The sequence below is a fragment of the Aeromonas sp. 96A genome, from assembly GCF_051919165.1.
GTDB lineage: Bacteria > Pseudomonadota > Gammaproteobacteria > Enterobacterales > Aeromonadaceae > Aeromonas > Aeromonas veronii.
The window spans coordinates 2,773,867-2,787,785 of sequence record NZ_JBQBFE010000001.1; the positions used below are offsets into that span (position 1 = coordinate 2,773,867).

Below are 13,919 nucleotides of genomic sequence, written 5' to 3' on the forward strand. Positions count from 1 at the left end.
AGACAGTGCCCAGCGCCGCCACGCCCAAGAGGAAAGTCATGGATATACCTGCCGCCCCGTCCCCCGCCATCTGCCAGTTGTGTCAGGAGAAAGCCGATCTCGACTTCGACTTCACCATGGCCTTTCAGCCCATCGTCGATTGCAGCAAGCGCACCATCTTCGGCTACGAGGCGCTGGTGCGGGGGCTCAACAACGAGCCGGCGCAGAGCGTGATTGCCAGGGTCAACGATGGCAATCGCTACCGCTTCGACCAGCTGTGCCGGATCAAGGCCATCGCGCTGGCCGCCCGGCTCGAGATGCGGGGAATGCTGAGCATCAACTTTCTGCCCAATGCGGTCTACCGCCCGGAGCGCTGCATCCGCACCACCCTGCAGGCGGCCCGCGAGCACCACTTCCCCATCGAGCAGATCATGTTCGAGCTGACCGAGGTGGAGCAGGTGCAGGATAGCCAGCATCTTCGCGGCATCGTCGATCACTATCAGGCGCTCGGCTTCAAAACGGCGATCGATGACTTTGGCGCCGGTTACTCGGGCCTCAACCTGCTGGCCGATTTTCACCCCAATATCGTCAAGCTCGATATGCACCTGCTGCGCGGCATCGACCATGACCCGACCCGGCAAGCCATAGTGCGCCACTCTCTGGCCCTGCTTGCCGAGTTGCAGATCACCCCGCTGGCGGAGGGGATCGAGACCCGCGAAGAGATGGTCTGCCTGCAGGAGATGGGCATCAGCCTGATGCAGGGCTATCTGTTTGCCCACCCCGGCTTCGAAACCCTGCCCGAGGTGGATTTCGCCAGCTTGTAAGCAAATCGGTCTGCACTGACCCCTCAGCCCACTCCCGCCCGAATAAAGAAAACGGACACCCGAGGGTGTCCGTTTTTATGTCATATCACCTTGCCCCGAGGGGCTGTGTGCTGACGGTTTACAGATAGCTCTCATCGACGCCGATATGAGCCAGCGCAGCCAGTTCGAGCGGCGTCAGCTGGCTGGCGGAGTCGATCATGGTCGGCTCGCCACGGGCGGACCCGGGCAGTTGCAGCCGCTCCTTGAGCGCATCGGTCAGGCTGCCCACCAGATTGCCCATGCGGGTCAGGCGGGAGACCAGCACGGCCTCAGGGCTGCTTTCGCTATCGGCAAAGCCGGAGACCTGAGCCACCGCGAAGTCGCAGATAGCCCTGGCCCGATCACCAAAAGCCCCTTCCAGCTGTTGCAGTACCTGCCGTGCCTCGCTGTCGCCGAGACGCCCCAGCTCCGCCTGCATATGGCCGGTGTCAAAGCGCAGTCGCGCCCCGGCATCGAGCCGTTCCTCCGGCTTGCCAGCTGTATGGTTCACCCACGCCTGATCGGTCTGACCGGCAAACTGCATCAGGCCGCCCAGCACCAACCGCTGGTTGGGGCGCGCCGAGGCGAGACTGTCGAGGGCATGACCAAGGGAAGAGCCCTTGGCATCGCTGCCGCTGGCCAGCGAGAGCGCCAGAGTACGCAGGGTTTGCAGATCGCCGCGGGTCTGCAACTTGGCCATGTGGGAACTGTTGATGGAGCCATCGGCAATGTGTTGATGCAGGGCATTGAGATCGCTGCTGCTCAGGGTCACCTCGGTCGAGGTTTGATCCCGCAGCAGGTAACTGGCCTGATAGCTGATAAGATCCAGCGCCAGCTTGTAGCCGGTGGCCGGGGTCTGCCGCGCCATGGCGACCTGTTCGCGAGCAGCCCCTTTGCTCTCACCGCTTTGGACGGGTGCCGCATCCGCTGTTGTGGCCGCGCTTTGCGCCGGTTCACCAGCGATTTCAGCCTTGACGGCCCGCTGCAGGTCGGTCACTTCACCCATCGCGGTGTGCAGCTGGCTCATCGCCTCCTGCAGCAGTTCGGGGGTGGCGCTGGCGAGCAGCTCGGTCACCTTGCCTCCCACAGTGCCCCACTGCTGGAGCGGGATACCGGCGATGGGGCGAGCCAGCAGCCCGGCAGCCAATTCACGAAGTTGCGGCTGCTCGGAGCCGATGACAACGGCCTGCAACGCGGTGCAGAGCGAGCGCAGTGGGCCGTTGCCGGTCGCCAGAGTGGCGTGCTCCTTGCCCAGTTGTTCGGCGGCGATGTTGTTCAACACGTCCGCCTTGGCAAAGCCACCCAGCGAGCTACCAAATGCAGCCTGCTTCATCAGACGCTGAAGATCCTCGGGAGACGTGGCGGTTTGCGCCTTCGGCGCAGCGGTACTCTTGCCACTCCCCAGCAGGTTGCCAATCCACTCTTTGATGGCCACGAACGGACGGGCCAGTTGGGCCCCCAATCGCGAGAGCAGCCCCTGCCCTTTCTGCGGTTCGCTGCGGTTGCCCAGCAAGATCGCATCTTGTCCGGTAGCGACCTGACGCGCCTCCAGCTGGCCCATCCGGCCAACCCCTGTGGTTGCATCACTGTGGTGAGCGACGGCCTGTGTGCCGACGGTGTTTGCTTGAATCTGCATGATGATTGTCTTCTTGTGATGTTTCGCCGCCAGTCTAGGAGAGGCCATCAACAGGGACTATCGGGATTGGTCGCGATTTTTGTACTGAGCGCGGCGTACTATCTCGCTGACCGAAAAGCTAAAAAAAGAGAGCCACCATTAACAGTGCCGTTGGCGGTGACCTGCTCTAATGGCGCCATCATCAATCTGGAGCCATCAATGAACTCTCTTTATCACGCCGCCATCCACCAGCTGTTTCTCTCCCTCTCCCTGCCTGCGCCGCAACAGGAGGAGAGCGTCACCAGCCTGCAGATCGGCGAACTGACCTGTCACTTGACCGAACACCCGGCCGACTATCTGCTGATGTTTACCCGCCTCGACGCGGCCACCAGCGCTCAGGCGGCCGCCCAGAACCTCTTCAGTCAGGACCCGTGCAAACCGGTACTGGGTTTCGATACCGAGAGCCTGACACCGGTACTGTGGAGTCGCCAGCCCTTGCAGCAACTGGATCGCACCCAGATCCACCACCAGCTGGAACAGCTGGTACACGCCGCCAGCGAGATCAACAAAGGCCAGGACGGCACTATCCGGCCTTGAGCCATTAGCGTGACCACACCCCACGTCACCATAGATGGATAACTACACCTCTGGCCTGAGCAAACTGGGCAGCGGGTCCCCGGACTGGTATGGTTTTGCCATCAATTCATCAACGACCGAGATATCATGAAACGCAAAACCATGGCCCTGCTGCTGGGCACCCATCTGCTGGTCGCGGCGGCAGGCTTTGCCGCTGGTGTCTACACCCTGCCGATCCTGATCGCGCCACCCGCCCCTGATACCGAGCAGGTCGCGGCCAGCCAGCAGCAGGCGAGATTCCACGGCACCTTTCGCCGGGATCTGAAAGACAGCGATCGGCTGCACTGGGGGGAGGGCAAGGTGAGCATAGGGCCGGATGCCGTCAGCCTGATGGGCAAGCTGGCCCCCGGGCCGGACTACCAGCTCTACCTCTCCCCCGAGTTTGTCGAGACCGAAGCCGATTTTGCCCGCCTCAAGGATCAGATGGTGCGAGTCGGGCCGGTGAAGACCTTCGACAACTTTATCGTGCCGCTGCCCGCCACGATCGATCCGGCCCGCTACAGCAGCGTGATCGTCTGGTGTGAAACCTTCGGCCAGTTCATCACCGCCGCCCGTTATCAGGATCTGCGTCCGGAGCAGTAACCTCGCCCCAGACCCGCACCATGAAAAAGGGCTGACATCGCTGTCAGCCCTTTGGCTATCCGGCCCGCTCGTCATTAACGCTCCGGCGTGGTCATCTCCCGCAGCAGCTGATCGATGCAGCCCACTACCTGCTCTGAGTTCTGCTCGATCTCGCGGTAGAGCGCCTCCGCCTCTTCATGCTTGTGCTGATTTTTCAGCTCGATAACCTGCTGGATCACCTGATGCAGTCTGGCGTGGGGGGCGGCGATCGCCCTGAAGGCCGGTTGATCGCCGCAGCATGCCTGCCCTTCACTGAAGTACCAGTGACCAAGGCGGCACTCCTTGTCACTGACCGCCTCGCTGCGCGACAGCCCCTCCTGCCCATCCAGATAGGCCCGCACCCGGGTCTTCCAGCCCATATGAGCGGCGCGGGCGCGACTCAGCACCATCCGCACGTTGGAACCATCCTGGAACTGCCCGGCCAGATCCCCCAGCTTGTCCACCAGGGTCGCCACATGGCTGGCGATATGGGCGGTATCCCGCGCCACCAGCGTGGTGGCCTGGGAAATCTCGTGGACGCTGACGATATTGCGGGTGATCTCGTCGCTCACCGAGGATTGCTCTTCCGAAGCGGCGGCGATCTGGGTATTCATGTCGCGAATGCTGTTGACCGCCCCCTTGATCCGGCCGAGGGCTTCCCCCGCCTGATTGGCCCGCTCCACCGACTCCCCCGCTCGCGAGACACTGTGCTCGATCATGGTCACCGTGGTGCCCACCGCCCGTTGCAACTGCTCTATGGTGCCGCGGATCTCGGCGGTGGAGTGCTGGGTGCGGCCTGCCAGCGAGCGCACCTCGTCGGCCACCACCGCAAAACCGCGCCCCTGTTCACCGGCCCGGGCCGCCTCGATGGCGGCGTTGAGGGCCAGCAGGTTGGTCTGCTCGGCGATGGACTGGATCACCGCCAGCACAGAGCCTATCTGCTCGCTGGCCTTGGCGACCTCTTTCACCGTGTTGCCCGCGCTGGCGATCTCCTCCGCCAGCTGTTCGATCATGTTGACGCTCTGCTGCACCACCTCATCACCGGTAACCGCCTGATTGTCAGCTTCGTTGGCCGCTTCGGCCGCCTGTGCCGTGTTGTTGGCCACCTCGTGTACCGTGCTGGTCATCTCGGTCATGGCGGTGGCGAGCTGGGTGGTCTGCTCCTGCTGGCGCGTCATGCTGCCAAGGTTGCCTGCCGCACTGCGCGACAGCCGCTCGCTCTCGCCAGCCAGCTCGCCCAGAGTGGCGGTGAGCTGGCTGATGGTGTCGCGGATCTTGGCAACAAAGCCATTGAACGCCGACCCGAGGCGGCGGATCTCCTCCGGCCCTGCCACCGGCAGCTTGCTGCCGAGATCGCCGGAGCCATTGGCCAGCGCCTCCAGCGCCTTGACGCTGTCGAGCAGCGGACGGCTAAGACGCGCCAGCAGCAGCACCAGCGCCACCGCAATCAGAGCGGTGCCAAGTAGCGCGATCATTACCATCTGCCAGCTCTGGCGTACCAGCGCGGCTGCAACCTCACTGTGATCACGCGCCAACTCGATCACCCCGACCGCCTTGCCGGAGAAGTCGCGCAACGGTGCCGCCATCACCAGAAAATCGCTCCCCTGCTGCTTGATGGTGGTGAAGCGGCTCTCTCCCGCCAATACCTCCTGATACCAGTCCACCGACTCACCAAGCATGGAGGTACCAGTCAGCATAACGGGTTTACCCTGCTCAAACAGATAGATGGCAAAGCGACTGTCCTTGCCCAGCAGATCGGCAAACAGTGAGGTGTCGAGGGCGCGGCCAAACTCCACCGAGCCGACCGACTGGCCATTGAAAGTGACCGGCACTACGCCGCGGATCCCGGTGCCACCCTGACCGGTCTCCAACCCGCCGACCGGTTGATGATTGCGGTTCACCTCGACCACAGCCAACCGTGTAGTAGAGAGGTCGTCGCCATGATTTGCGGGCTTGTGTACCCGATAAAGGGAAATAGCCGGGGGAATGTGAAAGTGAAACTGCTGGATCCCCTGCGCCTTGAGGGCGGGCCAGAGCGGATCAAACAGATTGGCGAGGGTCTGCCAATCCTTGTCGGCCACAGCCCTGGCTGCATCCGGCCGCTGGGCGATCAGGGTTGCTGCCAGCACGGTTTCATGGCTGGTGTTTTTGATCACCGCTTCCACATTCTGGAGCTGGCTCCGCAGTGCAGCCTGCTCGGCCGCGAGCGCCCGCTGGCGATTTTCAAACAGATTAAAGGTAAGCAGCACCACGGCGAGCAATACGATGCCGCCGATTGCCAGCAGCGTGATCTGGTGACCCAGCTTGCGAGGGGGGAACATAAGACACCATCCTTGACAGTCATACCCAACCTACAGGATGGAACGGTTAAGTCGGGAGTCCATCAGAACTTAACCCTTTGTTGATATTGATCAAACGATTAACAGGCAAAATGCGAGGTGGGTCAAACAGGGGGATATTCACCAGCAAAGCCGAGATCGGCGCTGCGAGCCACTGGTTGAAAGTAACCCGCCCATAAACAAAAACCCCCTCGTGACAGAGGGGGTTTTTCGTTTTGGCAACGGGTGCGGATTAACGCAGCGGTTTGACCGAGCGACGGACAATCAGCTCGGGCTGTACCGTCATCGATTCCACTTCCAGCTCCTTGTTGCGGATCCGGCTGACCAGATGCTTCACCGCCAGCTGGCCCAGTTCGGCCTTAGGGTGACGGATGGTGGTCAGCGGCGGGCTGGAGAAGCGCGCCATCTCCACATCGTCGTAGCCGATGATGGAGATATCGTCCGGCACCTTGACTCCGGCTTCCCAGGCAGCGCAAATCGCGCCGATCGCCATGGGGTCGTCGAAGGCAAAGACCGCGGTCGGACGAGGCTGCAGGGCCAGGATGCGCTGCATGGCATCGAAGCCGCTCTGGCTCTCGTAGTCCCCTTCAAAGACCTGTTCATCTTTAAGGGTCAGACCGTGCTCGCCCAGCGCATCACGCACCCCGTCCAGTCGCTGCTGGGTGGTCGGCTTGGAGAGCTGGCCAGTGATGCAGACGATGTCGCGGTGCCCCAGCTCCAGCAGATGGCGTACGGCCATGCGGGCGCCGATGCGGGCGTTGTCGTTGATGACGTTGGCGAAATCGCACTCCGTGCCCCAATCCAGTACCACCTGCGGCACGTTCTTGTGGATGCGCAGCATGTCGCGCAACGGGGTGTCGATATCGGTACCCAATACCAGCAGGCCATCCACCCGTTTTTCCATCAGCATTCTCAGGTAATGCTGTTGGCGAGGCGGCTGGTTTTCGGTGTTGCAGAGGATCAGGCTGTAGCCCTGTTCGAAGCAGTACGCTTCAACCCCTTGCACCACTTCTGCGAAGAAGGGGTTTACGCTGGTGGTGACCAGCATACCAATGGTCTTGGTTGAATTTATTTTAAGACTGCGCGCTACCGAGTTGGGCGCGTAGTTGAGTTCTGCCACCGCCTCAATCACTTTCTGGGTCGCGTCTTCGCTGACCCGCCGAGTGTGGTTGAGCACATGTGAGACGGTGGAGATGGATACGCCTGCGCGCGAGGCGACATCCTTGATAGTGGCCATCTCTGTCTCCTGACTGTCAAAGGCGGAACATTAGCAGATTTCCCGAATAAAGGCTTGGTTTTAACGAGCTCTGCCATGGAATTGTCAATGCCGGCTAATTTAGGCGCTCATTTCTGTTTGCGCAAATGGATTGTGGTCAAAATGGGAGCGCTGTCAGAGTAAAATATCGCCAGATTAATCCTCTGGCGTTTGTCAGAATCGCCTCTCGTTACCAAGATGTTAAGTCAACAAATCAAAATTAAACTCTAATTGGCCGAAGATAACAGGTCATTTATTTCAAAATCCGCCCATCCAACCCCCTCTGGTTAGTATCTTTAACAGCTTGTTATTGCCCCGTGAGGAATGATAGAACCATACCTATAGCCGGATGCACGGGATGTCGATCCGGAATGGCACACGGAAATGAAACAATCCACTGATTAAGGGACGAATCAATGCATAAGTTGAGCAAAATCACAGTTGGCGCAGCGGTTTCTTTGGCTCTGTTTGGATCGATCTCCATCGCCCACGCGGCAGACACCATCAAGATCGGTATCGCAGGCCCGGTCACCGGCCCGGTCGCCCAGTACGGGGACATGCAGTTCACCGGCGGCAAGATGGCGGTCGAGCAGATCAACAAGGCTGGCGGCATCAATGGCAAGCAGATCGAAGCGGTCGTCTATGACGATGCCTGCGATCCCAAACAGGCGGTGGCCGTTGCCAACAAGGTGGTGAACGACGGCGTCAAGTTCGTGGTCGGTCACCTCTGCTCCGACAACACCCTGCCCGCCTCCGACATCTATGAAGACGAGGGGATCCTGATGGTCACCCCCGCCTCCACCAACCCCAAGATCACCGAGCGCGGTTACCAGCTGACCTTGCGCACCATCGGCCTGGATAGCGATCAGGGCCCGACTGCCGCCAAGTACATCATCGAGCAGGTCAAACCCCAGCGCGTGGCCGTTATCCACGACAAGAAGCAGTATGGCGAAGGGATCGCTTCCAGCGTCAAAGCGGCGCTCGACAAGGCTGGCGTGAAAGTGGTGGCCTTTGAAGGGATCACCGCCGGTGACAAGGACTTCTCCGCCCTGATCGCCAAGCTGCAGAAAGAGAACGTCGATTTCGTCTACTACGGCGGCTATCACCCTGAGCTGGGCCTGATCCTGCGTCAGGCTGGTGAGAAGGGGCTGAAAGCCAAGTTCATGGGCCCGGAAGGGGTGGGTAACAAGGATATCTCCGCCATCGGTGGCCCGGCTTCCGAAGGCCTGCTGGTGACCCTGCCGAACAAATACGATCTGGTACCTGCCAACGCCCCGCTGGTCGCTGCGTTCAAGGCCAAGGGTCAGGACTCCTCCGGCCCGTTCGTCTGGACTACCTATGCTGCGGTGCAAACCCTGGCAGCCGGTATCGCCAAGGCGGGTGAAGATGACCCGGCCGCCGTTGCCGCCGCCATCAAGGGTGCGCCGATCGATACCGTGATGGGCCCCCTGACCTGGGCACCGAACGGTGACCTGAAAGGCTTCGAATTCGGTGTGTTCCAGTGGCACGCTGACGGTACTTCCAGCCAAGTCAAATAATCTGCCGATCGGGGGTGAGTACGCTCACCCCCTCCTCTCTTTGCGGGCAAGTACAGGGAACGCAGTATGTCCGAACACCTCCTCTATCTGGTTCAGCAACTGCTGAACGGATTAACCATAGGCAGCACCTATGCGTTGATCGCCATTGGCTACACCATGGTCTATGGCATCATCGGCATGATCAACTTCGCCCACGGCGAGGTTTACATGATCGGCTCCTATGTCGCTTTTATGGTGATGGCGGGGCTCATGATGATGGGCATCGACAGCACCTTTTTGCTGCTGGGCGGCGCCTTCCTGGTCAGTATCATCATCACCGGCACCTATGGCTGGAGCATCGAGCGGGTCGCCTACCGGCCACTGCGCGGTGGCAACCGGCTGATCCCTCTCATCTCCGCCATCGGCATGTCGATCTTCTTGCAGAACATGATGCGGATGGCGCAGGGCTCGCGGGATATCGCCATGCCCAGCCTGATCTCAGGTGGCTGGACCCTGGGGGGTGAGGATGGTTTTCAGGCCAGCCTCTCCTATATGCAGCTGATCATCTTCGTGGTGACCTTCATCACCATGCTGGCGCTGACCCAGTTCATCGGCCGCTCCCGCATGGGCCGCGCCTGCCGCGCCTGTTCGGAAGATATCAAGATGGCCAACCTGCTGGGCATCGACACCCACGTGGTCATCTCCATCACCTTCGTGCTGGGGGCCGCGCTGGCCGCCGTCGCCGGGGTGCTGCTCGGCATGTATTACGGCGTCATCAACCCCTACCTCGGCTTTATGGCCGGTCTGAAGGCCTTCACTGCCGCAGTGCTGGGCGGTATAGGCAGCATTCCGGGCGCCGTACTGGGCGGCCTGCTGCTCGGCGTGGTTGAAGCGCTCACCGCCGGTTATCTCAGCACCGAGTACAAGGATGTGATGGCGTTTGCCCTGCTCATTTTTGTGCTGCTCTTTATGCCCACTGGCATTCTGGGTCGTCCGGAAGTGGAGAAAGTGTGATGAAACATCAATTTATCCACGCCTGTATCGCCAGCCTGGTGTTGCTGGTGCTCTCCTTCTGGCTGCTCGGCTTCAAGCTGGAGACCGATGGTTCCAGCCTGCAGGTAGTAAGCCGCCTCGATGTATCGCTGGCCTGGCTGCTGGGGGGAGCCACCATTGTCTTCTGGTTCCAGATGCTGCGCGGCCAGATTGCCAAGCTGTTTCAGGCCTCCATCAGCGGCTTCTCGGTCGGCTTCACCAAGCTGGTGCTGCCGAGCCCGGAAGAGGCACCCAAGCTCTATAACCTCACCGCCGTGCTGGTGCTGCTGTTTGCGGTGAGCTGGCCCTTTATGGCTTCTCGCGGTGCCATCGATCTCGCCACCCTCACCCTGATTTACATCATGCTGGGGCTGGGGCTGAACGTGGTGGTCGGCCTCGCCGGTCTGCTCGATCTCGGCTATGTCGGCTTCTACGCGGTCGGCGCCTACAGCTATGCCCTGCTCAACACCTACTTCGGGCTGAGCTTCTGGGAGTGCCTGCCCATCGCCGGGCTGATGGCCGCTACTTTCGGCTTCCTGCTCGGTTTCCCGGTGCTGCGGCTGCGGGGGGACTATCTGGCCATCGTCACCCTGGGTTTTGGCGAGATCATCCGCATCCTGCTCAACAATATGACCACCCTGACCGGCGGCCCGAACGGCATATCCGGCATTCCCAAGCCGACGCTGGGGGGTCTGGAGCTCAACCGCACCGTCAAGGATGGGGGCTTTGACACCTTCCACAACTTCTTCGGCATTACCTACAACGCCAACCACAAGGTGATCTTCCTCTACCTGATGGCGCTGGTGCTGGTGGTGGTGACCCTGTTCGTCATCAACCGCCTGCTGCGCATGCCGCTGGGCCGCGCCTGGGAAGCGCTGCGGGAAGACGAGATCGCCTGCAAATCGCTGGGGCTCAACCCCACCATCATCAAGCTGACCGCCTTCACCATAGGCGCCACCTTCGCAGGCTTCGCGGGGAGTTTCTTTGCCTCGCGGCAGGGCTTTATCAGCCCGGAATCCTTCGTCTTTATCGAGTCGGCCATCGTGCTTGCCATCGTAGTGCTGGGTGGCATGGGCTCGCAGATCGGGGTGGTGCTGGCTGCCATCGTGATGACGGTACTGCCGGAGCTGGCCCGCGAATTCAACGAGTACCGCATGCTGATGTTCGGCCTCTTGATGGTGTTCATGATGATCTGGCGGCCACAGGGATTGCTGCCGATGACCCGTCCGCATCTGGAGTTGAAGAAATGAGTACACATCAGAAGTTAATGGAAGTCTCTGATTTGTCGATGCGCTTCGGGGGCCTGCTGGCCGTCAACGGGGTCAAACTGGATATCGACAAGGGCGAGGTGATCTCCATCATCGGCCCCAACGGCGCGGGCAAGACCACCATCTTCAACTGCCTGACCGGCTTCTACAGCCCGAGCGGCGGCATCATCCGCTACAAGGGTGAGGAAATCCAGGGGCTGCCCGGCCACCTCATCGCCCGCAAGGGGATTGTGCGTACCTTCCAGCACGTGCGGCTGTTCAAGGAGATGACGGCGGTGGAGAACCTGCTTGTTGCCCAGCACCAGCACCTCAACACCAGCTTTATCGCCGGCCTGTTCAAGACCCCGGCCTTCCGCCGTGCCGAGCAGGAGGGGCTGGAGCGGGCCGCCTTCTGGCTGGATAAAGTGGGCCTCAAGGATCTTGCCAACCGCGCCGCCGGTAATCTGGCCTACGGTCAGCAGCGCCGGCTCGAGATCGCCCGCTGCATGGCGACCCGCCCCGAGCTGCTGATGCTGGACGAACCGGCTGCCGGCCTCAACCCGAAGGAGACCGACGAGCTGGATGAGCTCATCATGAGCCTGCGGGACGAATTCGGGGTCTCGGTGCTGCTGATCGAACACGATATGAAGCTGGTGATGGGTATCTCCAACCGCATCTTCGTGGTCAGCCAGGGCACCCCGCTGGCCCACGGCAAGCCGGATGAGATCCGCAACAATCCGGCAGTGATCAAGGCCTATCTGGGCGAGTCGTAAGGACAAAAAGATGTTAGAACTTCGCAACGTATCGACCCACTACGGCAAAATTCAGGCACTGCACGATGTCAGCGTCGAGGTGAAAGAGGGGGAAATCGTCACCCTGATCGGCGCCAACGGCGCAGGCAAGACCACCCTGCTGATGACCCTCTGCGGTGAACCCAAGCCCAGCAGCGGCTCCATCTGGTTTGAGGGGGAACAGATCAGCTCCCTCACCACCGCCCGCATCATGCGCAAGGATATCGCCGTAGTGCCGGAGGGGCGCCGTATCTTCGCCCGCCTGACAGTGGAGGAGAACCTGCTGATGGGCGCCTTCTTCGTCGACAAGGCCGAGCAGCATGGCCTGCTGGATCAGGTATTCACCCTGTTCCCGCGCCTGCATGAGCGACTGGAACAGCGGGCAGGCACCATGTCCGGCGGCGAGCAACAGATGCTGGCCATCGGCCGCGCCCTGATGAGCAAACCGCGCCTGCTGCTGCTGGATGAACCCTCGCTGGGGCTGGCCCCCATCGTCATCCAGCAGATCTTCGACACCATCGAACAGTTGCGGCAGAAGGGGATGACCATCTTTCTGGTGGAGCAGAACGCCAACCAGGCGCTCAAGCTGGCCGACCGCGGTTATGTGCTGGAGAACGGCCACGTGGTGCTGCAAGACACAGGAGCCGCCCTGCTGGCCAACCCGGCAGTGCGGCAGGCCTATCTGGGCGGTTAACCCACTGACCCGCATGCCATATCAACAAGGGAGCCGCTGGCTCCCTTATCTTTTGTGGGGTTAGTTTGCGCCCAAGCTTGCGGTACACTGGCCCGTAATCAACCTATTCGCAGGACATCCCGATGGACCAGTTTGCCCATATCAATGCCCATGATGCCCACCAGAAACTGAGCGCGGGTGAAGCCCGTCTGGTGGATATTCGCGACCCGCAGTCCTTTGAAGCGGCCCACGCGGTCGGTGCCTTCCACCTCACCAACGGCACTCTGGTGCGCTTTATGAACGAAGTGGATTTCGATACCCCGGTCATCGTGATGTGCTATCACGGCAACAGCAGTCAGGGGGCGGCCCAATACCTGCTGCAACAGGGTTATGACGAGGTCTACAGTCTGGATGGCGGCTTCGAAGCGTGGCGCCGCGAGTTTCCCATCGAGGCAGGCGAGGCATGATCCAGCTGCTGGTGCTCGACAATGCCCGCATGGCGCAGGCGCTGGTGGACTATCTGGCTACCCTGGGGATCTCCTGCGAGCTGACCCAGTCCGAGCTGGGGGTCACCATCTGGCTGGCGGACGAGCAACGCCTCGCTCAGGCCCAACTGGAGGTGAAGCGCTTTCTGGCCGAGCCGGGCCACCCGCGCTACATGGAGGCCTCCTGGCAATCCGGCCGCGCCGATGCCCGCATCGACTACAGCAAGGGGATGACGGACCCCATCACCGATTTCCTCCATCAGGCGGGGCCACTGACGCTGGTGGTCATCATCGCCTGTCTCGCCATCTACGGCGTCGAGGCCATCGGCCTGCCCATTTTTGATCAACTGGCATTCCACCCGACGCTGGCCCAGTTCACCGACTGGCAGGCATGGCGCTATTTCACCCCCGCCCTGATCCACTTCTCGGTGCTCCATCTGGTGTTCAACTTGCTGTGGTGGTGGTATCTCGGCGGCCAGATCGAGCAGCGCCTCGGCAGCGGCAAGCTGCTGATCCTGCTGCTGGTGGGCGCCGCCCTGCCCAATATCGCCGAGTTCTTTGCCAGCGGCCCGCTGTTTGGCGGCCTCTCCGGCGTGGTCTATGCCCTGCTCGGCTACTGCTGGCTGCGCAGCAAGCTGCAACCGGCCTGTGGCCTGACTCTGCCACCGGCACTGATGGGCTTTATGCTGTTCTGGATGGTGCTCGGCTTCTTCGACATGCTCGGCACCAGCACGGCCAATATTGCCCACCTGACCGGCCTGCTGGTCGGCCTGCTGCAAGGCTGGCTGGATCGCAACCACCAACCGACCTGATTTTTCAGCAGTTGCAGAAACGAGAACGCCGCCCCGAAGGGCGGCGTTTGCTTGGCAGCACAAATGGTAAAAAGCCGCCGCGATCTCGGCAAAGTG

13 protein-coding genes are annotated in these 13,919 nt (G+C 61.2%); 10 read left to right on the plus strand and 3 right to left on the minus strand.

All coding sequences use genetic code 11. The features are described from left to right. The first annotated feature begins 38 nt into the window (after window positions 1-38). Window positions 39-803, plus strand: coding sequence for an EAL domain-containing protein (locus tag ACTG2W_RS12750; RefSeq protein WP_106844550.1), 765 nt, complete (start codon window positions 39-41; stop codon window positions 801-803). Between the two features lie 118 nt (window positions 804-921). Here ACTG2W_RS12750 and ACTG2W_RS12755 read toward each other — a convergent pair whose 3' ends face one another. Continuing rightward, complete coding sequence (locus ACTG2W_RS12755; RefSeq protein WP_106844551.1) at window positions 922-2,457, minus strand: ADP-ribosyltransferase; 1,536 nt, start codon at window positions 2,455-2,457, stop codon at window positions 922-924. Between the two features lie 198 nt (window positions 2,458-2,655). Between ACTG2W_RS12755 and ACTG2W_RS12760 the strand changes: the two genes are divergently transcribed. Continuing rightward, window positions 2,656-3,033 carry a CesT family type III secretion system chaperone gene (locus tag ACTG2W_RS12760; RefSeq protein WP_019446305.1) on the plus strand — a complete coding sequence of 126 codons (378 nt, stop codon included), beginning with the start codon at window positions 2,656-2,658 and terminating at the stop codon, window positions 3,031-3,033. Between the two features lie 126 nt (window positions 3,034-3,159). Further along, the gene (locus ACTG2W_RS12765; RefSeq protein ID WP_040069868.1) at window positions 3,160-3,654 is read left to right on the plus strand and encodes a DM13 domain-containing protein; all 495 of its coding nucleotides are present in this window, start codon (window positions 3,160-3,162) and stop codon (window positions 3,652-3,654) included. Window positions 3,655-3,728: 74 nt separating this feature from the next. Here the strand turns inward: ACTG2W_RS12765 and ACTG2W_RS12770 are convergent, their stop codons facing one another. Together ACTG2W_RS12770 and ACTG2W_RS12775 are read right to left on the minus strand one after the other, a co-directional pair. Continuing rightward, a complete protein-coding gene (locus ACTG2W_RS12770) occupies window positions 3,729-5,993 on the minus strand; it encodes a methyl-accepting chemotaxis protein (protein ID WP_106844552.1) in 2,265 nt (754 codons plus the stop codon). A 250-nt stretch (window positions 5,994-6,243) separates the two neighbouring features. Continuing rightward, window positions 6,244-7,248 (minus strand): substrate-binding domain-containing protein, encoded by a 1,005-nt coding sequence (locus tag ACTG2W_RS12775; RefSeq protein ID WP_005355925.1) that lies wholly within the window; start codon window positions 7,246-7,248, stop codon window positions 6,244-6,246. A 434-nt stretch (window positions 7,249-7,682) separates the two neighbouring features. Between ACTG2W_RS12775 and ACTG2W_RS12780 the strand changes: the two genes are divergently transcribed. The 7 genes from ACTG2W_RS12780 to glpG all read left to right on the plus strand — a co-directional run bounded on the left by ACTG2W_RS12780 (window position 7,683) and on the right by glpG (window position 13,823). Continuing rightward, entirely contained in the window at window positions 7,683-8,804 is a 1,122-nt protein-coding gene (locus tag ACTG2W_RS12780; protein WP_181281705.1) for a branched-chain amino acid ABC transporter substrate-binding protein, read from the plus strand. Window positions 8,805-8,870: 66 nt separating this feature from the next. After that, on the plus strand, window positions 8,871-9,797 hold the full coding sequence (gene livH / locus ACTG2W_RS12785) for a high-affinity branched-chain amino acid ABC transporter permease LivH (protein ID WP_005339439.1): 927 nt from the start codon (window positions 8,871-8,873) through the stop codon (window positions 9,795-9,797). Beyond that, the gene (locus ACTG2W_RS12790) at window positions 9,797-11,065 is read left to right on the plus strand and encodes a high-affinity branched-chain amino acid ABC transporter permease LivM (RefSeq protein ID WP_181281706.1); all 1,269 of its coding nucleotides are present in this window, start codon (window positions 9,797-9,799) and stop codon (window positions 11,063-11,065) included. The genes livH and ACTG2W_RS12790 overlap by 1 nt, the downstream gene beginning before the upstream one ends. After that, window positions 11,062-11,835, plus strand: a complete 774-nt coding sequence (gene livG / locus ACTG2W_RS12795) for a high-affinity branched-chain amino acid ABC transporter ATP-binding protein LivG (protein ID WP_106844554.1) — start codon at window positions 11,062-11,064, stop codon at window positions 11,833-11,835. The genes ACTG2W_RS12790 and livG overlap by 4 nt, the downstream gene beginning before the upstream one ends. Window positions 11,836-11,845: 10 nt before the next feature. Continuing rightward, window positions 11,846-12,547, plus strand: a complete 702-nt coding sequence (locus ACTG2W_RS12800) for an ABC transporter ATP-binding protein (RefSeq protein WP_005339433.1) — start codon at window positions 11,846-11,848, stop codon at window positions 12,545-12,547. Window positions 12,548-12,669: 122 nt separating this feature from the next. Further along, on the plus strand, window positions 12,670-12,993 hold the full coding sequence (gene glpE / locus ACTG2W_RS12805; RefSeq protein WP_005355913.1) for a thiosulfate sulfurtransferase GlpE: 324 nt from the start codon (window positions 12,670-12,672) through the stop codon (window positions 12,991-12,993). Continuing rightward, window positions 12,990-13,823, plus strand: coding sequence for a rhomboid family intramembrane serine protease GlpG (gene glpG, locus ACTG2W_RS12810; RefSeq protein ID WP_106844555.1), 834 nt, complete (start codon window positions 12,990-12,992; stop codon window positions 13,821-13,823). Before glpE ends, glpG begins: the two co-directional genes overlap by 4 nt. The last annotated feature ends 96 nt before the right edge of the window (window positions 13,824-13,919 follow it).